The 21,108-nt window shown below is 66.3% G+C and carries 20 protein-coding genes and 1 pseudogene; 13 read left to right on the top strand and 8 right to left on the bottom strand.

What is annotated here, in order from left to right; translation table 11 throughout:
• Positions 1–283 precede the first annotated feature (283 nt).
• From ABD687_RS13820 to ABD687_RS13800, 5 genes are all read left to right on the top strand, one after another.
• Positions 284–442 carry an alternate-type signal peptide domain-containing protein gene (locus ABD687_RS13820; RefSeq protein ID WP_264271082.1) on the top strand — a complete coding sequence of 53 codons (159 nt, stop codon included), beginning with the start codon at positions 284–286 and terminating at the stop codon, positions 440–442.
• A gap of 105 nt (positions 443–547) precedes the next feature.
• Positions 548–811 carry a hypothetical protein gene (locus ABD687_RS13815; protein ID WP_310290272.1) on the top strand — a complete coding sequence of 88 codons (264 nt, stop codon included), beginning with the start codon at positions 548–550 and terminating at the stop codon, positions 809–811.
• Between the two features lie 40 nt (positions 812–851).
• Entirely contained in the window at positions 852–1,394 is a 543-nt protein-coding gene (locus ABD687_RS13810) for a SipW-dependent-type signal peptide-containing protein (RefSeq protein ID WP_310290277.1), read from the top strand.
• Positions 1,395–1,423: 29 nt separating this feature from the next.
• Positions 1,424–2,140, top strand: a complete 717-nt coding sequence (locus ABD687_RS13805; protein WP_310290279.1) for a signal peptidase I — start codon at positions 1,424–1,426, stop codon at positions 2,138–2,140.
• On the top strand, positions 2,092–2,514 hold the full coding sequence (locus tag ABD687_RS13800) for a hypothetical protein (protein WP_310290282.1): 423 nt from the start codon (positions 2,092–2,094) through the stop codon (positions 2,512–2,514). The genes ABD687_RS13805 and ABD687_RS13800 overlap by 49 nt, the downstream gene beginning before the upstream one ends.
• Positions 2,515–2,527: 13 nt before the next feature.
• Here ABD687_RS13800 and ABD687_RS13795 read toward each other — a convergent pair whose 3' ends face one another.
• Positions 2,528–4,915, bottom strand: a complete 2,388-nt coding sequence (locus tag ABD687_RS13795) for an ATP-binding cassette domain-containing protein (RefSeq protein ID WP_310290285.1) — start codon at positions 4,913–4,915, stop codon at positions 2,528–2,530.
• Positions 4,916–5,156: 241 nt separating this feature from the next.
• On the opposite strand from ABD687_RS13795, the pseudogene ABD687_RS13790 reads away from it, so the two are divergent.
• A pseudogene (locus tag ABD687_RS13790) lies at positions 5,157–5,598 on the top strand (ATP-binding cassette domain-containing protein); the annotation flags it as partial.
• A gap of 655 nt (positions 5,599–6,253) precedes the next feature.
• Here ABD687_RS13790 and pyk read toward each other — a convergent pair.
• The 6 genes from pyk to thiE form a co-directional block, all read right to left on the bottom strand.
• Positions 6,254–7,672 (bottom strand): pyruvate kinase, encoded by a 1,419-nt coding sequence (gene pyk, locus ABD687_RS13785; RefSeq protein ID WP_310290288.1) that lies wholly within the window; start codon positions 7,670–7,672, stop codon positions 6,254–6,256.
• Positions 7,669–8,811 carry a glycerate kinase gene (locus ABD687_RS13780; RefSeq protein ID WP_310290291.1) on the bottom strand — a complete coding sequence of 381 codons (1,143 nt, stop codon included), beginning with the start codon at positions 8,809–8,811 and terminating at the stop codon, positions 7,669–7,671. The genes pyk and ABD687_RS13780 overlap by 4 nt, the downstream gene beginning before the upstream one ends.
• The gene (gene dctA, locus ABD687_RS13775; protein ID WP_310290294.1) at positions 8,808–10,226 is read right to left on the bottom strand and encodes a C4-dicarboxylate transporter DctA; all 1,419 of its coding nucleotides are present in this window, start codon (positions 10,224–10,226) and stop codon (positions 8,808–8,810) included. Before dctA ends, ABD687_RS13780 begins: the two co-directional genes overlap by 4 nt.
• Before the next feature lie 165 nt (positions 10,227–10,391).
• Positions 10,392–11,489 carry a tartrate dehydrogenase gene (locus tag ABD687_RS13770; RefSeq protein WP_302263626.1) on the bottom strand — a complete coding sequence of 366 codons (1,098 nt, stop codon included), beginning with the start codon at positions 11,487–11,489 and terminating at the stop codon, positions 10,392–10,394.
• 113 nt (positions 11,490–11,602) lie between these two features.
• A complete protein-coding gene (locus ABD687_RS13765; protein ID WP_302263627.1) occupies positions 11,603–12,508 on the bottom strand; it encodes a LysR family transcriptional regulator in 906 nt (301 codons plus the stop codon).
• Between the two features lie 292 nt (positions 12,509–12,800).
• Entirely contained in the window at positions 12,801–13,481 is a 681-nt protein-coding gene (gene thiE / locus ABD687_RS13760; protein WP_310290298.1) for a thiamine phosphate synthase, read from the bottom strand.
• A gap of 143 nt (positions 13,482–13,624) precedes the next feature.
• Between thiE and thiO the strand changes: the two genes are divergently transcribed.
• From thiO to ABD687_RS13730, 6 genes are all read left to right on the top strand, one after another.
• A complete protein-coding gene (gene thiO, locus ABD687_RS13755; protein ID WP_310290301.1) occupies positions 13,625–14,857 on the top strand; it encodes a glycine oxidase ThiO in 1,233 nt (410 codons plus the stop codon).
• Positions 14,854–15,093: a sulfur carrier protein ThiS gene (gene thiS, locus ABD687_RS13750; RefSeq protein ID WP_302263630.1), complete on the top strand. Its 240-nt coding sequence runs from the start codon at positions 14,854–14,856 to the stop codon at positions 15,091–15,093. The genes thiO and thiS overlap by 4 nt, the downstream gene beginning before the upstream one ends.
• A 52-nt stretch (positions 15,094–15,145) precedes the next feature.
• Positions 15,146–15,949 (top strand): thiazole synthase, encoded by an 804-nt coding sequence (locus ABD687_RS13745; RefSeq protein WP_310290304.1) that lies wholly within the window; start codon positions 15,146–15,148, stop codon positions 15,947–15,949.
• 24 nt (positions 15,950–15,973) lie between these two features.
• Positions 15,974–16,654 (top strand): 4a-hydroxytetrahydrobiopterin dehydratase, encoded by a 681-nt coding sequence (locus tag ABD687_RS13740; protein ID WP_310290306.1) that lies wholly within the window; start codon positions 15,974–15,976, stop codon positions 16,652–16,654.
• A 117-nt stretch (positions 16,655–16,771) separates the two neighbouring features.
• Positions 16,772–17,953, top strand: a complete 1,182-nt coding sequence (gene moeB / locus ABD687_RS13735; protein WP_425566749.1) for a molybdopterin-synthase adenylyltransferase MoeB — start codon at positions 16,772–16,774, stop codon at positions 17,951–17,953.
• A gap of 61 nt (positions 17,954–18,014) precedes the next feature.
• Positions 18,015–19,148: a PQQ-dependent sugar dehydrogenase gene (locus ABD687_RS13730; protein WP_264271093.1), complete on the top strand. Its 1,134-nt coding sequence runs from the start codon at positions 18,015–18,017 to the stop codon at positions 19,146–19,148.
• Between the two features lie 42 nt (positions 19,149–19,190).
• Here the strand turns inward: ABD687_RS13730 and ABD687_RS13725 are convergent, their stop codons facing one another.
• Entirely contained in the window at positions 19,191–20,234 is a 1,044-nt protein-coding gene (locus tag ABD687_RS13725) for an NAD(P)-dependent alcohol dehydrogenase (RefSeq protein WP_310290309.1), read from the bottom strand.
• Between the two features lie 404 nt (positions 20,235–20,638).
• Here ABD687_RS13725 and panD point away from each other — a divergent pair, with 404 nt between their 5' ends.
• Positions 20,639–21,061, top strand: coding sequence for an aspartate 1-decarboxylase (panD, locus tag ABD687_RS13720; protein ID WP_264271095.1), 423 nt, complete (start codon positions 20,639–20,641; stop codon positions 21,059–21,061).
• Positions 21,062–21,108 lie beyond the last annotated feature (47 nt).

The raw sequence follows: 21,108 nt of genomic DNA, 5'->3' as shown, positions 1-21,108 counted from the left end.
ATTTAGCCGCGGCAGGCGCGTGATGCATTGAGTGAAACCGCCGTGCGAACAAGCCAGGGAACGGCGTATCCCCTGGCTTGGCGCAAGGACTTGTGGCTGGCGTTGAGGAAACACGCCAACGATCAAGGTTCCCGCAAGAACGGCTAAATCAAGCCTTGAGATGATTGCGGAAAGCTTGGCGGAAGTTTGCCGAAAAGTTAATCTCCATCTTGTGGTTCGACCTGCACAGTAGATGTTGCACCGGTCGCTGGGTCCGGTGCAGGACTTGTGAAGGACCAACACGATGAACAAGATGACGAAGGGTGCTCTTGCGACCGGCCTCGACGTGGCACTGCTGCTGGGAGGCGGCGGAACGCTCGCAGTTTGGAACAAATCAGTGGCCGAGCCGGCAGGAACCATTACCTCGGGCGATCTTGAGCTGACCGCGGGCACCGGAACCTGAACCAATGACGCCGGCACCGCGATCCAACTGGGTTCATACAAGGCAGTCCCGGGCGACGCGCTGCACTTCTCGCAACCAGTCACCGTGGCGCTTGCCGGCAACCTGATGAGCGCGTCGCTCACGCTGACCAATAATCTTGCCTCTTCGGTCTCTTACCTCCAGGTCGGCAGTGCGACCCTGAAGGATGCAAGCGGAACCGTCGTCACCGGGCCCCTTGATCCCAGTTCGTCCGGTAAGTACACCGCCTCGGTCAGTGTGAAATTCCTGGAATCAACCACCGGGACCGAGGGCACCAAGGCCACCAACGACCTGGGAAACATCGGTTTCAAGCTGGAACAGATCGCGCCTGCCGGCACCACCGAGCCGTAACGCGACCGCCGGTAAAACCAGGAACCACGAGGAACACCGCATGGGCACGAAAACGACGCTGAGGATGGTTGCGATCTTGGGGGCCGCAACCATCCTGGCGCTGTTCACGGTGCAGGGAACCCTTGCCGCGTGGAACCAAACGGAAACATCGACACGCCAGATCGTGACCGGCGCCGACTTCTCGTTGGCCGTCAAGGCATCCGGGGCAACGACCCAACAGCTCTCGGTTGCGGGGCAAACCGTGACGATTCCCGGGGTCACCGGGCTACTGCCCGGAGCCACCCGCACCACCGCCGTCACACTCACCAATTCGAGCAACGCCGGCAGCGGGACGTTCCGCATCAGAGTGGATCCGGGACTGCCAAAGGCAACAGGTGCGCTCGCGCCCTATCTCACCACCGTCCTCTACATGGTCCAGGGCGCCGATTGCTCGGTGATCCGCGTGTCAACGGCAGTGGAGCTGGGACAGGGCCAAAGTGGCACGCTCTGCCTGACAGTCGCGCTGGCGGCCAATGCCCCGGCAACCCTTGGGGGAGCGGTTGCCGGCGTTGGCTTCAACCTCAACGCCACCCAACTCCAGTAAACCCACCTCCCAGAAAGGTATGGTCCCCCATGTCCCGGCATACGGCAGCACATTCATCCTTCGCCCGCCACGCACTGGGCCGGGCCGGGACCGCCGTCGGTTTCGTCGCCCTGGTTGCTGCCTCGTTGGCAGCATTGGTGCTCATCGTGGTCCCCGCACTCACGGGGTCGCAGGCCTATTCGGTGCTGACCAGCTCCATGCTGCCGAACTATGGACCGGGAACGCTGCTGGTCGTCAAGCCCGCCCCGTTTGAATCGTTGAACGTCGGCGACGTGGTGACCTACCAGCTTGAATCTGGCCGCCCGGAAGTCATCACCCACCGCATCGAATCACTCGCCGCGGACCAGTCGGGCATGCGCACGCTGGTCACCCGGGGAGACAACAACGATGTTGCCGATGAAACCCCTATCACCGAGGTGCAGATGCGCGGGAAGCTGTTCTACGCGGTGCCGTACGCAGGATTCGCGGCCAATTGGCTAGGCAACCACGACCGCGGACTGGTGGGCAACCTTGCTGCAGCCGGGCTGATTGGCTACGGTGCCATCACCATGATCCGCGGACTTCTCGCACGGCGGCGTGCCGCGGCGACCCCCGGCCAGGACGACGAGGCCTCCCGGCAGGTGTCGGCGGGAGCGCGCGCGGCACCCGCGAGCGGTCCGGTTCATGGCGCATCGCGGCGATTGTCTACGGCGTCATCGTGGTCCTTGGGCTCGGCGCCACCGGAGCACAGGCACTGTGGACGCTGAACGGGTCGGTGGCCTCCACCGTGGTTGCCGGCGCGTGGGCACCGCAGGGCGTGAACCCCGCAACCGTGACCTGTATCCGCAAGGACGGTCCGCTGTTGGGCGATACATACTCCGACCTGACCCTGAACTGGGGTCCGGTCGACGCGACGGCTTACACGGTAAGGGCCGTGCGGAACTCGGTCGCGACGACAATAACCACCTCGTCCGCAACGGCAACCTTGCGCCTGGACGGCGCGGCCCTGCTGGGCACGTACGTGTATGCCGTGACAATCACGCCCACGGCCTCGGGGCTTAGCGGCGCGCCGGCGCGCGTCACGGCGGAGCTGTCCAAGGTCCTGCTCGTGTCCAGCGTGAAGTGCACCCCTGCCTCGTAGCGGGCCGGGACGGCTACGCGCCGACGTAGGCGCCTAGGTGCTTGCCGGTCAGCGTGGATCCATCGGCCACCAGCTCCGCAGGGGTCCCCTCGAAAACGATGGTGCCCCCGTCGTGGCCGGCGCCCGGGCCGAGGTCGATGATCCAGTCGGCGTGGGCCATGACCGCCTGGTGGTGCTCGATCACGATGACCGACTTGCCCGACTCCACCAGCTTGTCCAGCAGGCCCAGCAGCTGCTGGACGTCGGCCAGGTGCAGGCCCGTGGTCGGCTCGTCCAGGATGAGGATGCCGCCGGATTCTCCCATGTGGGTGGCCAGCTTGAGGCGTTGGCGTTCGCCGCCCGAGAGTGTGGTCAGCGGCTGGCCGATGCCCAAGTAGCCCAGGCCCACGTCCGAGAGCCGGGAGAGGATCTTATGTGCTGCCGGCAGCTTCGCCTCGCCGGCGGCGAAGAATTCCTCGGCTTGCGCCACCGACATCGCCAGCACCTCGGAGATGTCCTTGCCGCCCAGGTGGTAGTCGAGCACCATCGCGTCGAAGCGCTTGCCCTCGCACTCCTCGCAGGTGCTGGAGACCCCGGCCATCATGCCCAGGTCGGTGTAGATGACCCCGGCGCCGTTGCAGGTGGGGCAGGCGCCCTCGGAGTTCGCGCTGAACAGCGCCGGCTTCACGCCGTTGGCCTTCGCGAAGGCCTTCCGAATGGGCTCCAGAAGCCCGGTGTACGTGGCCGGGTTGGAGCGCCGCGAGCCCTTGATGGAACCCTGGTCGATGCTGATGACGCCCTCGCGCCCGGCCACCGAACCGGTGACCAGCGAGCTTTTTCCGGACCCGGCGACGCCGGTGAGCACCGTGAGCACGCCGAGGGGGATGTCCACGTCGACGTTCTTCAGGTTGTTGGTGTTGGCGCCGCGCACCTGAAGCGCCGAGGTGGAAGTGCGCACGGTCTCCTTCAGCGTCGCCCGGTCATCCAGGTGGCGCCCGGTAATGGTGTCGCTGGAGCGCAGGCCCTGCACGCTGCCCTCGTACATGATCTGCCCGCCGGCGGTTCCTGCCTTCGGGCCTAGGTCAACGACATGGTCGGCGATGGCGATGGCCTCGGGCTTGTGCTCGACGACCAGCACGGTGTTTCCCTTGTCGCGCAGGGCAAGCAGCAGCTCGTTCATCTTGTCGATGTCGTGCGGGTGCAGCCCGATGGTCGGCTCGTCGAAGACGTAGGTGACGTCGGTGAGCGAGGAACCCAAGTGGCGGATCATCTTGGTGCGCTGCGCCTCGCCGCCCGAAAGCGTGCCCGAGGGGCGGTCAAGTGAGAGGTAGCCCAGCCCGATGTCGACGAAGGAATCCAGCGTGTCTCCCAGGGCGCCGAGCAGCGGGGCGACCGAGGGTTCGCGCAACGAGCGGACCCACGCTGCCAGGTCGCTGATCTGCATGGCGCAGGCGTCGGCGATCGACTTCCCGTCGATCTTCGAGTTTCTGGCGTGCTCGGCCAGGCGCGTACCGCCGCACTCGGGGCAGGCGGTGAACGTAATGGCGCGCTCCACGAAGGCGCGGATGTGCGGCTGCATGGCTTCGACGTCCTTGGCCAGGAAGGACTTCTGCATCTTGGGGATAATGCCTTCGTAGGTGAGGTTGATGCCCTCGACCTTGATCTTGGTGGGCTCCCGGTACAGCAGGTCATGCATTTCGGTCTTGGTGAATTTGGCCAGCTTCTTGTCCATGTCGAAGTAGCCGGATCCGGAGAAAATGCGCCCGTACCAGCCGTCCATGGAGTATCCGGGAACCGTCAGCGCCCCCTCGGAAAGTGACTTGGTCTCGTCGAACAGCGCGGTGAGGTCGAAGTCGTTGACCTTCCCGCGGCCCTCGCACTCCGGGCACATGCCGCCGGTGATGGAGAAGCTGCGCCGCTCCTTGATCTTCTTGCCGCCCTTTTCGAGGGTGACGGCGCCGGCGCCGGAGACCGAGGGGACGTTGAAGGAGTAGGCCTGCGGGGAGCCGATGTGCGGCTGCGCCAGTCGGGAGTAGACGATGCGCAGCATCGCGTTCGCGTCGGTGACGGTCCCGACGGTGGAGCGCGGGTTGGAGCCCAGGCGTTCCTGGTCCACCAGGATCGCGGTGGTTAGGCCCTCGAGCGTGTCGACCTCGGGGCGGGCCAGGGTGGGCATGAAGCCCTGTACGAACGCGGAGTAGGTCTCGTTGATCATGCGCTGGGACTCGGCGGCAATGGTGCCGAAGACCAGCGAGGACTTGCCGGAGCCGGAGACGCCGGTGAACACCGTGAGGCGGCGCTTGGGGATCTCGACGCTGATGTCCTTGAGGTTGTTCACCCGCGCGCCACGCACGCGGATCACCTCGTGGCTGTCCGCGGCGTGCACCGATGCGGGCCTGTTGGTGGTCATCTCGCTGGTCATCGCTTTTCCCCTTCGTGCCGTTTCCGCGTCGGCGGAACTCCCGTGCCTACACTATCGCCCCGGTGCCGGCGTAGGCTTCTTGGAAACTGCCAGGCTTTCTCGCGCGCCTGGAGCGCGGGGACAAAGTGCCCTTGTGGTCCGCCGCGCACGCGACTCGCTTCGGAACATGTCCGGTTCCGCAAATCACCGCGTGGCCATGCCCCAGCCCAGAAGGCGCAGCGGGAATATGCTGCTGCGCCTGCGGCTCGGGGCCACCGAGGAAGAGATCATTGACGCGGCCACCGCGACCTACGTGGGCAGGTTCGTCCGCTCGCTGCCCGAAGGTTATGACACGGTGCTCGCCGAAGAGGCCGAGAACGTCAGCGCGGGCGAGCGGCAGCTGATCACCATCGCCCGCGCGTTCCTGGCCAGACCCAGCGTGCTGATCCTGGACGAGGCCACCAGCTCGGTGGACACCCGCACCGAGGCGCTGGTGCAGGAGGCCGTGGCCGCGCTGCGCGGTGACCGCGCACCGGCTCTCCACGATCCGCGACGCCGACCTGATCCTGGTGATGGACGCCTGGCGGATCGTCGAACAGGGGAGCCATGGGGAATTGCTGTCTGCCGGCGGCGCCTACATCGAGCTGTACAACGTGCAGTTTGCGCTTCCGGTCGATAACGGGCTGCGGCCCCCGGTCCGGTGACAAATAACTTCCCGGGAAAGCCTATCCGTGAACTCTTTACCTGTATCGCCGTATTCAGTCATGACCAAAAACCGATTGGATCATGACACGAATCAGTTGCTTTCCGTGTGGCTAGGCGTGCGGGCGATCGCTACGGAACTCGCGTGGGAGAAACAGATCGAATACGTGGCGTACGCAGAAGAGGTCCGCTGACTGGTTTCCAAGAGGTCGCCCGCAAGTTCCCCGCCTCTCGGTCGCTAATCGAGCTGGAGCGGTTCTGCGGCACTCAGGATGATTTCAACCCAGAGCGGGACTGGAGGAGTGGGCTTGCCAATGGAGGGGTGGCTATCGGAACTTGGGACTCGAACATTAGCTGCGACACACTATTAGGGTCCGGCCGTGATGGCTTCCGAGATCCCGTAATTGTCCAGACGGTGTCTGGACAATTACGGGTATCGGCTTGGTGCCTCCAGCCCGGGACAAGCCGTGACCGGAAGTGAGTCCGTTCATCAGGTCGATCATTTCGAGGTGTTGGCGGCGGTGAAGGACCAGGTGCGTCCGGGGCCGAGCGAAATATGCACCAGGACGTGGCGTCGTTGCCCCGGGCGCGCCTTCCCGTTGGGTGCAAGGCGAGCACGAGCTGTCCGTTTCGCAAGGCGATCCGGAAACCGCCTCCTCAGCTATCCGCTCCGGCCACGCGGTGGACCTTGATGGAGTTGGTGGACCCGGGGATTCCCGGGGGTGAACCGCTGGTGATGACGACCAGGTCCCCGGGTGCGGCCAGGCCGTTGGCCCGCAGCTTCTCATCCACCTGCCCGATCATGGCGTCGGTGTGCTCCGCGGGTGGAACCCGGTGGGCGGTGACGCCCCAGGCCAGAACCATGGTGTTCAACACTGCAGTGGATGGCGTGAACGCGTGAACCGGCCGGGCCGGACGCAGTCGGGAGAGCCTTCGTGCCGAATCCCCGGTCTGCGTGAACGTGGCGATACAGGTGGCGCCGAGCTGGTTGGCGATCTCGACGGCGGCCCGGGTGACGGATCCACCCTGGGTCTTGGGCACGGTGCCCAGCGGGGGCACGCGCTCGAGCCCGTGGTCCTCGGTGGATTCAATGATCCTGGCCATGGTGCGGATCGTTTCGACCGGGTATTTGCCCACGCTGGTTTCCCCCGAAAGCATGACCGCATCGGCACCGTCCAGCACGGCGTTGGCGCAGTCCGAAGCCTCGGCCCGGGTGGGAGTTGGGGACTCGATCATGGACTCGAGCACCTGGGTGGCTACGATCACCGGCTTGGCCCGTCGGCGGGCCAGCTCGATGGCGCGTTTTTGCACCAGGGGAACCTCCTCCAGTGAAAGCTCCACGCCGAGGTCGCCGCGGGCCACCATGATGGCGTCGAAGGCGTCGACAATTTCCTCGAGCGCGTCAACGGCCTGGGGTTTTTCGATCTTGGCGATGACGGGGGTGCGTCGGCCTTCCTCGTCCATGATTTCGTGGACCCGTTGTATGTCGGCCGCATCCCGCACGAAGGACAACGCGACCATGTCGACTCCCGTGCGCAGCGCCCAACGGAGATCCAGCTCGTCCTTGGCGGTGAGCGCGGGGATGCTGACGGCCACGCCGGGAAGATTGATGCCCTTGTTGTTGGAGACCAGGCCGGCCACCACGACTTCGGTCACCACGTCGGTGTCGGTGACCGAGAGGGCGCGCAGGGCGACCTTTCCGTCATCGATCAGCAGGATGTCGCCGGGATTCACATCGCCGGGCAATCCCTTGAAGGTGGTGGAGCAGATCTCGGCGGTTCCCACGACGTCACGGATCGTGATCGTGAAACGTTCCCCGGCGGCCAATGCGTGGGGTCCCTCGGCGAAGCGGCCGAGGCGGATCTTCGGGCCTTGGAGGTCGGCAAAGATCCCCACTGGCCGGTTCGATTCCTGTGCGGCCTTGCGCACATTGAGGTATGTCTGCTCGTGCACGTCGTGCTCTCCGTGGCTCATGTTCAACCGGGCAATGTCGACACCCGCTTCCAGGACAGCGAGTGTGGCAGCGTAGCTGCCGATGGCGGGACCGAACGTGGCAACGATCTTGGCGCGTCTCATGAGTGAATGCTGTCCTTGCGCGGAGTAAGGGTGGCGGATATTTGTTTTCCGAGCTCCGTCAACAAAGCCGCCGAAAGCTCGGCGTCGCTGGAACTATCCAGGGCGGTCATCGAGCTCAGCGAGTGGATGGCGGAGATGCGGTTCTCGGGCAGCGAATCGACGCCCAGGGCGTTGTGGCCGACCACCGCAACGACCGGGACCGGCGCGGCGCGGCGGGCCACCACCACAGGCAGTTTTCCGGCCAGCGTCTGAGTGTCGAGCTTTCCTTCGCCCGTGATGACCAAGTCGCAGTCGGCCAGTGCCGTCTCGAAGCCAAGCAGGTCCAGGAAGAAGTCCGCACCGGACACCATGCGTGCGCCCAGCAGCATTGCGGCGAAGCCGATTCCGCCGGCGCTGCCCGCCCCGGGGGCCAAGGCGCAGGCGCTCCCCGGCAACCCAGCCTCGTCGAGTTTCCGGACCAAGTGGGCCAGTCCTGCCTCGAGCAACTGCACGTCCTGTGCGGTGGCGCCCTTTTGCGGCCCGTACACGGCCGCGGCCCCGTCTGGACCCAGCAGAGGATTCTGCACGTCGTTGGCGGCGACCAGGTCGATTCCTGCCAGGGGGAGCACGCCTGAGGCTTCGAGGTAGGCGATGTTCTTCAGGGTGCCGCCGGAAGGGACGAATGACCGCCCCGATTCGTCGAAAAAGCACATCCCCAGCGACGAGAGCATGCCCGCACCGCCGTCGGTCGTGGCGCTGCCGCCCAGGGCCAGAACCACCTGCTTAGGCCCGTGGCCCAGGGCTGTGGCGATCCCCTGTCCGAAGCCGTCGCTGCTGCTGGACAGCGGGGCCAGTGTCCCGGGGGCGAGCATCTGCAGGCCCGAGGTGGTGGCGACCTCAACGACGGCGGCGGATCCGTTGAAGGCCAGCGTGGTGATGGCCGGTGAACCGTCGGGCCCGCGCACGTGCGCCGGTAGGGGCCTGAAGCCTGCGGCCAGTGCAGCCTCGATGCTTCCGTCCCCGCCGTCGGCCAGCGGGAGGACGCGGCATTCGACGTGGCGTCCGACGGGGCCGGTTCCCAGTCCGGCCGCCAGGGCGTCGGCCGCCTCGGCGGCGCTGAGCGATCCCTTGAACTTGTCCAGGGCCAGCAAGATCTTCATCGTGCTGCCGCCCCCACCAGAGTCTCGCTCGTTGTTGCCGGTCCATTCACCGAGGGAGGTTCCGTGGCATCCGAGGCCTCCGGCCCGCCGGTGTCGGCGTCCCCGGATTCAAGCGGCGGGACGTCCTCGCCGTTGAAGACCCGGCGGACCCGATCGATGTCCAGTGACTTGTCCCACCAGGCGATGAAGAGGGTGGCCACCGCGTTGCCGCAGAAGTTGACCAGGGCGCGGCACTCGGACATGAACTTGTCGATGCCGAAGATCAGCATGATGCCCGCCGCGGGGATGGTGCCCAGGGTGCTCAGGGTTGCGGTCAGGGCGATGAACCCGCCGCCGGCAACGCCGGCCGCGCCCTTGGAGGTCAGCAGCATGACCGCGAGCATGCCCAACTGCTGCCCGACGGTCAGCTCGGTGTTGGTGGCCTGCGCGATGTAGACCGCGGCCAGCGAGAGGTAGATCGCCGCACCGTCGAGGTTGAAGCTGTAGCCGGTGGGAACCACCAGTCCGACGGTCTCCTTCTTGACGCCCGCGTGCTCCAGCTTCCGCATCAGCCCGGGCAGCGCCGGTTCGGCCGTCGAAGTGCCCAGGATCAGTAGGAGCTCCTCCTTGAAGTGCTTGAACATCTTGAAGATGTTCAACCCCAGGAAGGCCATGATCCCGCCGAGGAACACGATAACGAAGATGATTGAGGTGCCGTAGAAAAGCAGGATCAGCCACCCGAGGCTGGAGAGCGTCTCCACGCCGTACTTGCCCACCGCGAAGGCCATGGCGCCAAACGCGCCCAGCGGAGCGGCCTTCATGATGAAGTTCAGGACCTTGAAGACGATGGCGGTCAGCCGCTGGACCATGTCCAGGACCGGGGCGCCGATCTTGCCCACCGCATTGAGGGCGATGCCGAAGATGACGGCCATGAAGATGATCTGCAGGATGTCGCCCTCGACGAAGGGGGCGGCCATGGATCCGGGAATGATGTGGGTGAGGAATTCCCACCATTGCTGGTTCTCGCCCTTTTCGATCAATTCGGCGGCCTTGCCGGTGGTTTCGATCTGGCTTGCGTCGGCGTTCACGCCGTCTCCCAAACGGAAGATATTGATGGCGACCAAGCCCAACAGCATCGCGCAGATGGTGCCGATCTGGAAGTAGCCCAGCGCCTTCAGGCCGGTGGCCCCGACCTTTTTGAGGTCCGCGACGCTGGCGATGCCTCCGACGATTGTCAGGAAGACGATTGGGCCGATCAGCATCCGCATGGCCTCGACGAATGTCGTGCCGATCGGCTGCATGGCCTCGCCGGTGGATGGCGCAAGCCAACCGACGATGACGCCGGCGACGATTGCGATGAGGACCCAGAAGTACAACTGGCGGTACCAGCGCTTGCGCACAGGTCCGGTGGTCTCGCTATGCATGGTGGTGTCCATGATTCCTACCTCGTTGTTGGAACAAGTCGGGCTCCGGACTCTCACGCATGCTCGGAAGCGGGACTTGGAAAGATGGGTGGGCCGGAAACGGAAAGCGTTTCGCGGCGGGGGAGTTCCGGAGGCCGGGCGGCCGATGGCGCCCGGCCTCCGGGAAGGCTCGGGATATTAGACGGCTGCCAGGTTCCTGCTCAGCGCCGCAACGATGGCCTCGGTGACGGCCTCGGTGTCCGAGGAACCCCCGATATCACGGGTGAGGTGACCCGAGCCGGTCGCGGCCTCGATGGCGGCCTCGATGCGGCGGGCTTCCTCGGGCAGTCCGAAGTGGTCGAGCATCAACGCTGCGCTGGCAATGGCCCCGATGGGGTTGCAAATGCCCTGGTCGGCGATGTCCGGTGCGGTGCCGTGGACCGGTTCGAACATGGAGGGGAAGCGACGCTCCGGGTTCAGGTTGGCGCTGGCGGCGAGGCCGAGGCTGCCGGCCAGCGCCGAGCCGAGGTCTGAGAGGATGTCGGCGTTGAGGTTCGAGGCCACGACGACCGAGAGGTCTTCGGGGTTCAGGATGAACTTGGCGCTCATCGCGTCGACCAGCACGCTTTCGGTGCGCACGTCCGGGTAGTCCAGGGCCACGCGGTTGAAGACTTCGTCCCACAACACCATGCCGTACTGCTGGGCGTTGGACTTGGTGACCGAGGAAACCTTTTTCACGGTGCGGGTGCGGGCCAGGTCGAAGGCGAATCGGATGATGCGTTCGCAGCCCTTTTCGGTGAACAGGGCGGTCTGCAGGGCGACCTCGTTGCCCGGGCCGCGGCCGGAAAGGTTGCGCCCGCCCAGTCCGGCGTATTCCCCTTCGCTGTTTTCGCGCACGACGATCCAGTCGAGCTCGGTGTCATCGGCCTTGCGCAGTGGGGAGGTGACGCCGGGCAGGAACTTCACCGGGCGGATGTTGGCCCACTGGTCGAAGTTCTGCGTGATGTTCAGGCGCAGGCCCCAGAGGCTGATGTGGTCCGGAACGTTTTCCCAGCCCACGGCGCCGAAGTAGATCGAGTCAAAGCCCTTCAGGGTCTCCAGGCCGTTGGGGTCCATCATGACCCCGTGCTCTGCGTAGTATTCGCAACCCCACGGGAATTCGGTCCAGTCGAAGGAGAACTTGCCGCCTGATTGTTCGGCGACGGTGTCCAGCACGCGTCGGCCGGCTGCGACAACTTCCTTGCCGACTCCGTCGGCGGGAATTGAGGCAATCTTGAAAATCTGGGTCTGGCTCATAAAATAACTCCTAATTGAAAGTGCTCCGCATCACATGCGGCGTTGGGTTCAATTAGATCGGGTGTCATGAGATACGTCTAAGACTGAAATTGCATACGCCAAATAGGCGGAACCTATCCAATGTGATCGTCATGGGATGCCGCGTAGTCCCGGGCCACGTCAAGGAAGGCTTTGGCTGCGGGCGTCAGGTTGGACTGCCGGCTCAGGATGGCCACATGCAGTTCAGAGACCGGCTCGATGTGCAACACCCGCAGGCCGGATTGCCGTGCCAGAGGTGCCCAGGACAGCGGCATGACCGAATGGCCCACCCCGGCCAGCACCAGCGGCAGCACCGAGGTGCGGTGCGCGACTTCGACGGCGATCTCCACCTTGATTCCGCTGGCCAGGATGTTGTCGACCAATGAGCGCATGAGCGAACCGCGCTGGGAAACCACCATCCGGTGGCCGGCCAGGTCTTGCGGGGAAATCACGTCGCGGCCACCAAAGTCATCTTCCTGCGGGTTGACGATCAGTACCAACGGTTGACGCTCCAGTTCCAGGACATCGACATCCGGGACCCTAATCGGTCGGTCCGATCCCAGAATGCCGACCTCGCTGCTACCGTCGCGCACCGAGGAGACCACATCATCCACGGTGAAGGCCGCATCCGTGCTTACCGTGATCGATGGATGCAACCGGGTGTAGGTGGCGATCATCGTGGTCAGCGGTTCCACGCCCGGGGACGGCATGGCGACCAGCTCGAGCCGGCCACTACGCACGCCCTTTACGTCAGCCATGGCCGACTGTGCCGCCTCCAGATCCCTGACCACCAACCGCGCCGGCCCCACCAAGGCCTTGCCCGCTTCGCTGAGCACCGCCCGGCGGCCCACTCGGTGGAACAGTGGGACCCCCGCTTCCTGCTCCAAGGCCTTGATCGCTTGCGACAAGGATGGCTGGGCGATGAGAAGTTTTTCGGCGGCCCGGTTGAACCCCTGATGGTCGACAACCGCCAGGAAATACCGCAATTGCCTGACATCCATGAGTGCTCCCGCCCGACCAAGACCCGCACGTGGGTCCGGCGGGTCGATTCCAACCATTATGTTCGCTGCGCATGGTCACTCGCCTTTCATGACGCTGCCCAGGCCCAGCGGTACCACGGAAACCTGGTTTTCAGGCAGGCCGCATGGTGGATCCGACTAATCCGTTCCCGACATGACCCGTGGCAAAAGTTCGCCTTGGTAGGAATGCCCGGTGAAATCTCCGTTTCGCACAGCACCCCCGGGTTCCGTTGTGGTCATGATAGATCCCGGGGGTGCCTTTTGCTGTCCGGGGTCAGCCGAGTTCCGGCAACCTGGACAGCAATGCGCGGGCCGCCTCGGTCGGGTCGTCGGCATCGGTGATCGCGCGCACCACCACGATGCGCGAGGCGCCGGCGGCAACGACCCGATCCACGTTGGAGAGGTCAATCCCGCCGATGGCGAACCACGGCTTGGATGTTTGGAGGGTGGCGGCGTGTTCCACCATTTCCAGGCCGACGGCCGCGCGGCCGGGCTTGGTCGGGGTGGCCCACAGTGGGCCGACACAGAAGTAGTCGGTGTCCGGGTCTGCGGCCGCCGCGGTGATCTGTTCGGGATCGTGGCTGGACAGCCCCACGATGGCCGAGGGGCCGAGCAAGGACCGGACACCCGGAAGCGGCAGGTCCTTTTGGCCCACGTGGAACACCGGTGCGCCGGAAAGCATGGCAAGGTCGGCGCGGTCGTTCACCGACCACAGCTTGCCGAATTCGCCGGCCACTGCGCACAGCACATAGAGCAGCTCGAGCTCCTGACCGGCGTCCAGGTTCTTGTCGCGCAGCTGGATGATATCCACGCCGCCGGCATAGGCGGCACGCAGGAACTCGGCGAAATCCCCGCGGTCGGCCCGGGCATCGGTGCACAAGTACAGGCGCGCGGAGGCGAGGTCCTGGGCGCTTAAGACGGGGGCTGCTTCATCTTGGGTGGTGATCTGGCTCATGTCTCATAGACTAGTTCAGTACCGCGGGAGCCAGGAAAGCTGGCTGAGAGGGCGCCGATTGCGCCGACCGACAGACGCCATCCCCACACTGGGGCGGCGTGGAACCTGATCCGGCTCATACCGGCGTAGGGAAGGAGACCTCGATGTCGTGCACCGTGCCCGACCCCCTGTCCACCGGCATTGTCGTCATCGGCGGCGGAATCATCGGCCTGGGCATCGCCCTGGAAGCCCAGCGCGCCGGGCACCGGATCACGCTGATCGACCCGGACCCTGCCGCCGGTGCCACCTTCGCCGCCGCCGGCATGCTGGCCCCGGTCAGCGAGCTGCACTACCAGGAAGAGGACCTGCTTTCCCTTACCCTGGCTTCTTCCGCCCGCTGGCCCGGCTTTGCCCGGACCCTGGCCGCCGAGACCGGCCTGGACATCGGATACCGCACCACCCCCACGCTGGCCCTCGGTGCCGACGCCGCCGACCGTGCCGCGCTGGGCGACCTGCGCGAGGCGCAAACCCGGCAGGGACTTCAGGTGGACCGGGTGACCACCCGGGAAGCCAGGGTGCGCGAGCCGATGCTGTCGCCGAACATTTCCGCCGCCCACTTGATCACACAGGACCACCAGGTCGACCCGCGGGCCCTGGCCAAAGCCATCCTGACGCGCCTGGCCGCCGTGGGCCGCGAACGTGACGGGACCGAACCGTCCAAGACCCTCGTCCGCGTCCGGGCGACGGGCTTGCTGCACCAGGACCCCGCCGATTCCCGCTCCCCGGTCACCGGGGTGCTGCTTGCCGACGGCACCGAGATCCATGCCCGCGAGACGATCCTCGCCAACGGCCTGGGTGCCGCGGGCTTCGAAGGGTTGCCCGAATCCCTGGTGCTTCCGCTGCGCCCGGTGCACGGGGACATCCTTCGGCTGCGCGTGCCCGCACACCTGCGCCCGCTGACCACCGCCACGCTGCGCGGGATAGTGCGCGGGCTGCCGGTCTACGTGGTCCCGCGCGAGGATGACACCGTGGTCATCGGAGCGACCGCCCGCGAGGACGGCAACCCGGGGGTCAGCGCCGGGGGAGTGCACCAGCTGCTGCGCGACGCGCAGGTGCTGCTGCCCGCGGTCGCCGAACTCGAACTCATCGAAACCACCGCCCGCGCCCGCCCCGGCACACCCGACAACGCGCCGCTGCTCGGACGCGTGGCGGCCGGGGACGGTGCGGATGTGCCGGGTCTGCTGATCGCCACCGGATTCTTCCGCCACGGCGTGCTGCTCACGCCCGTCGCCGCCCACATCGTCCTCGAGCTGGTCGCCGGCCGCGGCGACCCCGCCTGGGACCGCTTCCGACCCGACCGGTTCTCACCGGCATTGAAACCCAAGGAGTATGCATGAGCACCATCCAACTCAACGGCGCCCCCCGGCCGCTGGCCGCAGGAACCACCCTGGCCGAACTGGTCACCGACGTCACCGGCCGCGAGCTGCTGCCCACCGGCAAGCCCGCCGACGGCGGACGCCTGGGCGTGGCCGTTGCCCGCAACTCCGGGATCGTGCCGCGCAGCCAGTGGTCGGTGACCGAACTTGAGCAGCACGACGACATCGAGATCGTCACCGCCGTCCAGGGCGGCTAAGCACCTCCCTGCACCTCCGCCCCGCGCCCCTCTTGGAAGAAAGCGAAGGACCATGACACAAACACTCACGCAGGCCGAACCGCTGGTCATCGACGGCATCGCCCTGGGCTCACGGCTCATCATGGGCACCGGCGGCGCCCCGAGCCTGGACGGGCTGGGTGCCGCGCTGGTGGCCTCGGGCACTGAGCTGACCACGGTGGCCATGCGCCGCTACAGCGCGCCTGGGCCGGGGTCCACCGGCGGCACCAACCTCTTTGACCTCCTGCTCGAGAACAACATCCGCGTCCTGCCCAACACCGCCGGCTGCTTCACCGCCCGCGAGGCGGTCATGACCGCCGAGCTCGGACGCGAGGCGCTGGAGACCGACTGGGTCAAGCTCGAGGTGATCGCCGACGAGCACACCCTGCTGCCCGACGCGCTCGAACTCGTCGAAGCCACCGAGGCCCTGGTGGAGCGCGGCTTCAAGGTCTTCGCCTACACCAACGACGATCCGGTGCTTGCCCTGCGCCTCGAACAGCTCGGGGCCGCGGCCGTCATGCCGCTGGGCGCCCCGATCGGGACCGGGCTGGGGATCCTGAACCCGCACAACATCGAATTGATCGTCTCCCGGGCCTCGATCCCCGTCATCCTCGATGCCGGAATCGGCACCGCCTCCGATGCCGCGCTGGCCATGGAGCTGGGCTGCGACGCGGTTCTGCTGGCCTCCGCGGTGACCCGGGCACAGGACCCGGTGGCCATGGCACGGGCCTTTAGACATGCCGTCATTGGTGGCAGACTGGCGGCACAAGCAGGGCGCATCCCCAGGCGCACGCACGCCCTGGCCTCCTCCGCCATGGAGGGACGCCCGGATCTCTAGAACCGGAACCCGAAGGAGAGAACCATGCCCGCAAAAGACGTTCTGACACTCGAACAAGTCCAGGCGAATCTGCTGCAACTGCCGCAGTGGCGCTACGGAATGGGTGCACTGCGCACAGCGTTGAAGTGCGAGTCCTCGGCCTCCGCCCTGGCGCTGTTCTCCACCATTGGCGCCCTGGCGCAGGAAGCCAACCACCACCCGGACGTTGATTGGCGTTACGACACGTTGTTCATCACCCTGACCTCGCACGATGCAGGAAGCAGGGTGAGTGCGCGCGATGCGGCGCTGGCCCGGTCGATCTCCGCCCAGGCGCAGAACTCCGGCGCCGTGGCCAAGCCTGAACTGCTGCGCGTGGTGGAGATCGCCATCGACACCGACGACGAGGACGCCATCTCGGAAACCTGGCGCACGGCGCTGGGCTACAAGCGGCAGAAGGACGGCAGCCTGGCCGACCCCTTCGGCCGGGGACCGGCCCTGTGGTTCCAAAAGACCGCCACGCCCAACGCCAACCGTTTCCACCTGGACATCACGGTGCCGCACAGTGAAAGTTCGCCCATCCTCAGCGAGTTGGAAGCCACCGGCGCTGCCCTGGACCCCGAGGCCGCCCCCAGGTTTGTGGTGGCCACCGATGCGCAGGGCAACAGGCTATGCCTGTGCACCGAGGAAGGCCGCGAAATCGACGGCTCTCCCGTGGATGGCCAGTAGCCCCACTCCTTAAGGGTCATCCCCCAAAAGCGTTTCGCGGGGATGACCAACATTGTTCTGGTTGCAAACGGCAGATCATTTTTTGTTGTCCCTTTTGTCCCCCTAAGGCAGGTTTCATTGAGTCAGACGCTCGTCGAAAACAACATGGCAATGTTGCCGCCCCTCGTGGAACCGGGGCCGCCCCTGATCGCCGAGGAACTCGAACGCTACTCCCGCCATGCCCTCATGCCGGAGATCGGGCTCGAGGGACAGCGCCGGCTGCGCAACGCCAAGGTGCTGGTCATCGGCGCCGGCGGCCTGGGCTCGCCCGCGCTGCTGTATCTGGCCGCCGCCGGGGTGGGAACGCTGGGGATCGTCGATGACGACACCGTTGAACTGAGCAACTTGCAGCGCCAGGTGATCCACGGGGTCCACGACATCGGCCGCACCAAGCTGGAGTCCGCCCGCGAATCGATTGCAGCCATCAACCCCGGGGTGGAGATCGTGCTGCATCCGGTGCGGCTGGATTCGACCAATGTGCTGGAGATCTTCGCCGGCTACGACGTCATCCTGGACGGCGCGGACAACTTTGCCACGCGCTATCTGGTCAACGACGCCGCGGCGCTGCTGGGCAAGCCCTACGTCTGGGGTTCGATCCTGCGCTTCGATGGACAGGTGAGCGTCTTCTGGGCGAAGCACGGCCCGAATTACCGCGATCTCTATCCGGAGCCTCCGGCGGCGGGCACTGTCCCCTCCTGCGCGGAGGGCGGTGTCTTCGGGATGCTGTGTGCCTCGATCGGGGCCATGATGGTGACGGAGGCCGTCAAGCTCATCACCGGCGTGGGCGAGACCCTGCTGGGCCGGCTGCTGGTCTTCGATGCGCTCGGCGCACGCTGGCGCGAACTGCGCATCGCCCGGGACCCGGAGGCCTCCCCGATCACCGAACTCATCGACTACGGGAGCTTCTGCGGCATCTCCGCGCCCGGGAACCGGGAAGAGGCGGACGAGGCCCTGATCGGGGTCGGGGAGCTGGCCGACCGGTTGGCCGCCAGGGATACGGGGGCAGCGGACTTCCTGCTGCTCGATGTGCGCGAGCCGGTGGAATTCGAAATCTCCCGCATCCCCGGGTCCGTGCTGGTGCCCCTCGCGGGAATCAAGGACGGATCCGCGCTGGACGGGATTCCCCGCGGCGTGCCGCTGATCCTGCACTGCAAGTCCGGGGTCCGCTCCGGACAGGCGCTCGATGCCCTGCGCTCCGCCGGCTACGGAGACGTGGTGCACCTCAGTGGCGGGATCGATGCGTGGGCAACCATGGCTTGACCACCGCGCTCACGGGGCCGTTCGCGGTCACACGGTCCGCATCCATTACCGGGAGAAAACCATGAAACATGTACGCGCGGCCTCGCTGTTCGCGGCCGGGCTGGGGATCGCCGTCCTGCTGGGGGCCTGCACCCCGGCGCCACCGACCGGCCCGGGCCCCTCCACGCCCCCGCCTTCTCCGTCCCTCTCCGCATCCGGGACGGCCACCTCGGCACCGCTCCGGGATCCGGCGCCGGCGGGCACCCCGCGGGCGGTGGCCACGGGCCTGCAGGCGCCTTGGTCGGTGGTGTTCCGCAACGGAACCCCGCTTCTCAGCGAACGCGACTCCGCCCGCATCCTTGAACTTGCCGAGGACGGCACGACGCGCGAGATCGGAACCGTCCCCGGCGTCCGGCACGGCGGGGAGGGCGGTTTGCTGGGCCTTGCCGTCGATTCGCGGGACCGCCTGTACGTGTATTCGACCGCGGCCGGGGGCAACCGGATCCAGCGCTTCGAGCTGACCGGTGCGCCCGGGTCGCTGGCCCTGGGCAGCCCCGAGACAATTCTGGAGGGAATCCCCGCGGCAGGCGTCCACAACGGCGGGCGCCTGGCCTTCGGCCCCGACGGGATGCTCTACGCCACGGCGGGCGATGCCTCAGAGGGCGGCAGCGCGCAGGATCTGGACTCCCTGGGCGGCAAGATCCTCAGGATGACCGCCGAGGGAGCGGTGCCACCGGACAATCCGTTCCCCGGCTCGCTGGTCTACAGCTACGGGCACCGCAACCCGCAGGGCCTGGCCTGGGCGAAGGACGGCACCATGTTCGCCGCCGAATTCGGGCAAAACACCTGGGACGAACTGAACATCATCACCCCGGGCGCCAACTACGGCTGGCCGCGGGTCGAGGGCATCGCCGACGAGGAGGGCTTCACCAACCCCGTGCAGCAGTGGGAACCCGGTGCCGCGAGCCCCAGCGGCATGGTGCACGTGGACGGGACGCTGTTCATCGCGAACCTGCGCGGTACGGTGCTGCGCCAGGTGCCCGTCGCCGACCCCTCCACTTCCACCGAACACTACAACGGCGAGTTCGGAAGGATCCGCGACGTGGCAGTGTCCCCGGACGGGGAACTCTGGATTCTCACCAACAACACCGACGGGCGGGGCAACCCCGGCCCCGACGACGACCGCATCCTGGGCGTTCGCCTGGACCGGGGGTAGGGATCCGCCCGCGTGCCGCCGCCGGGGGAGGCCGTGCGGAACCTAGGCCAGCGTTGCCGCGTCGATGACGAAGCGGTAGTGGACATCGGAGGCGAGCACGCGCTCGTAGGCCTTGTTGATGTCCTCGGCCGCGATGACCTCGACCTCGGCGGCGATCCGGTGCCCGGCGCAGAAGTCCAGCATTTCCTGGGTCTCGCGGATGCCGCCGATCATCGAACCGGCAAACGAGCGCCGGCCGGTAATCAGTGAAAACACGTTGACCGGCAGCGGTTCGGCCGGGGCGCCGACGTTGACCAGCGCGCCGTCAAGGGCCAGCAGCTGCAGGAAGGCGCTGATGTCGATACCGGCGCTGACGGTGTTGATGATCAGGTCGAAGGATCCGGCGAGCACCTCGAACGTCTCGGGGTTTTCCGTGGCGAAGTAGTTCTCGGCACCCAGCTTCAGGCCGTCTTCCTGCTTTTTGAGCGTCCGCGACAGCACGGTGACCTCCGCGCCCATGGCATGGGCAATCTTGACCGCCATGTGCCCGAGTCCGCCCAGACCAATCACCGCGACCTTCTTGCCCGGTCCGGCGCCCCAGTGGCGCAGTGGGGAGTAGGTGGTGATGCCGGCGCACAGCAGGGGAGCGGCGACGTCGAGTTCCAGGGCGGCGGGGATGTTCACCACGAAGTCCTCGTTCACCACCACGGCCGTGGCGTAGCCACCCTGGGTGATGGTTCCGTCGACATCCGTGGCGCCGTAGGTCCCGATGTTGCCCAACAGGCAGTACTGCTCCTCGCCGGCGCGGCAGTGGACGCATTCGCGGCAGGAGTTGACCATGCAGCCAACGCCCACGCGGTCGCCCACTGCATGCCGGGTCACCGAGGCTCCGACCTCGGTGACGATTCCGGTGATCTCGTGGCCCGGGACCAGCGGGTACTGCTGTTCGCCCCATTCCCCGCGGACGGTGTGAATGTCCGAGTGGCAGATCCCGGAGTACTTGATACTGATCAGCACATCGTGCGCCCCGACCTCGCGGCGGTCGATGAGGGTGGGAACGAGGTCTTTCGTGGCGGACGGTGCGGCGTAGGCGTTGACTTGAAGCATGGTTCTCCGTTTTGCGATAGGAACGTTTCACTGCGGGTCGGGTCCGAAGGGGCGCAAGACCGCCTGCCGCGAGACGACAGGATTGCGGTCCGCACCACGTGGTGCGTCGATCCGTCCCAGTCAATCAAATCATCATGGGCAATCGCTGAGGGAGGCCCTGCCGAGGCGTGTACTGGCAGGGTGTGCCCGGGTGCCGCCGCGACGGTCCGGTTCCGAGTCAGGCATCCGATGGTTAGCCACGAACGCGGTTCCCTGACTCCAAGTACGTCACAGACAACCGGAAGCCGGCGCGTCTACAATGTCTTAGGCGCCGGAACACTCACTGCACCAAGCCGGTGGCCCGGGGATGGCATCCAAGGATGAATGTCGCCCCCAGCACAACCCCCTTCCAGGAGATCCCCCCTATGCAGCGCACCATGTTCAAGTCCAAGATCCACCGCGCCACGGTCACGCACGCGGACCTGCACTACGTCGGATCCATCACCATCGACGCCGACCTTTTGGACGCGGCTGACATCCTTCCCGGGGAACTGGTCTCGATCGTGGACGTCACCAACGGCGCCCGGCTGGAGACCTACACGATTGCCGGGGAGCGCGGTTCGGGGGTCATCGGCATCAACGGCGCCGCCGCCCACCTGGTCAACGTGGGGGACCTGGTCATCATCATCACCTACGCCTCCATGACCAACGCCGAGGCCCGCGCCTTCAAGCCCTCCGTGGTGCACGTGGACGAACACAACGCCATCCGCGCGCTGGGCACCGACCCCGCCGAGGCGCTCGCCGACGGCCTGGAAACCCCGCCCTTCGCCATCTTCGCCGACGCCTGAGAATCCGCCAGGTCGTTCCCCTGCCGTGAGAAGCGGCATGATGGAAC

Origin of the sequence: Paeniglutamicibacter sulfureus (assembly GCF_039535115.1) — a bacterium.
Taxonomy (GTDB): Bacteria; Actinomycetota; Actinomycetes; order Actinomycetales; family Micrococcaceae; genus Paeniglutamicibacter; species Paeniglutamicibacter sulfureus.
Note: the sequence above shows the minus strand (reverse complement) of the source record. Positions and strands in the feature narration are given on the sequence as shown.

What these genes read in the sequence shown, in the direction of transcription:
- ABD687_RS13820 (WP_264271082.1), top strand. Translation starts at nt 284, where the DNA reads ATGAACAAGATGACGAAGGGTGCTCTTGCGACCGGCCTCGACGTGGCA.
- ABD687_RS13815 (WP_310290272.1), top strand. Translation starts at nt 548, where the DNA reads ATGAGCGCGTCGCTCACGCTGACCAATAATCTTGCCTCTTCGGTCTCT.
- ABD687_RS13810 (WP_310290277.1), top strand. Translation starts at nt 852, where the DNA reads ATGGGCACGAAAACGACGCTGAGGATGGTTGCGATCTTGGGGGCCGCA.
- ABD687_RS13805 (WP_310290279.1), top strand. Translation starts at nt 1,424, where the DNA reads ATGTCCCGGCATACGGCAGCACATTCATCCTTCGCCCGCCACGCACTG.
- ABD687_RS13795 (WP_310290285.1), bottom strand. Translation starts at nt 4,915, where the DNA reads ATGACCAGCGAGATGACCACCAACAGGCCCGCATCGGTGCACGCCGCG.
- pyk (WP_310290288.1), bottom strand. Translation starts at nt 7,672, where the DNA reads ATGAGACGCGCCAAGATCGTTGCCACGTTCGGTCCCGCCATCGGCAGC.
- ABD687_RS13780 (WP_310290291.1), bottom strand. Translation starts at nt 8,811, where the DNA reads ATGAAGATCTTGCTGGCCCTGGACAAGTTCAAGGGATCGCTCAGCGCC.
- dctA (WP_310290294.1), bottom strand. Translation starts at nt 10,226, where the DNA reads ATGGACACCACCATGCATAGCGAGACCACCGGACCTGTGCGCAAGCGC.
- ABD687_RS13770 (WP_302263626.1), bottom strand. Translation starts at nt 11,489, where the DNA reads ATGAGCCAGACCCAGATTTTCAAGATTGCCTCAATTCCCGCCGACGGA.
- ABD687_RS13765 (WP_302263627.1), bottom strand. Translation starts at nt 12,508, where the DNA reads ATGGATGTCAGGCAATTGCGGTATTTCCTGGCGGTTGTCGACCATCAG.
- thiE (WP_310290298.1), bottom strand. Translation starts at nt 13,481, where the DNA reads ATGAGCCAGATCACCACCCAAGATGAAGCAGCCCCCGTCTTAAGCGCC.
- thiO (WP_310290301.1), top strand. Translation starts at nt 13,625, where the DNA reads ATGTCGTGCACCGTGCCCGACCCCCTGTCCACCGGCATTGTCGTCATC.
- thiS (WP_302263630.1), top strand. Translation starts at nt 14,854, where the DNA reads ATGAGCACCATCCAACTCAACGGCGCCCCCCGGCCGCTGGCCGCAGGA.
- ABD687_RS13745 (WP_310290304.1), top strand. Translation starts at nt 15,146, where the DNA reads ATGACACAAACACTCACGCAGGCCGAACCGCTGGTCATCGACGGCATC.
- ABD687_RS13740 (WP_310290306.1), top strand. Translation starts at nt 15,974, where the DNA reads ATGCCCGCAAAAGACGTTCTGACACTCGAACAAGTCCAGGCGAATCTG.
- ABD687_RS13730 (WP_264271093.1), top strand. Translation starts at nt 18,015, where the DNA reads ATGAAACATGTACGCGCGGCCTCGCTGTTCGCGGCCGGGCTGGGGATC.
- ABD687_RS13725 (WP_310290309.1), bottom strand. Translation starts at nt 20,234, where the DNA reads ATGCTTCAAGTCAACGCCTACGCCGCACCGTCCGCCACGAAAGACCTC.
- panD (WP_264271095.1), top strand. Translation starts at nt 20,639, where the DNA reads ATGCAGCGCACCATGTTCAAGTCCAAGATCCACCGCGCCACGGTCACG.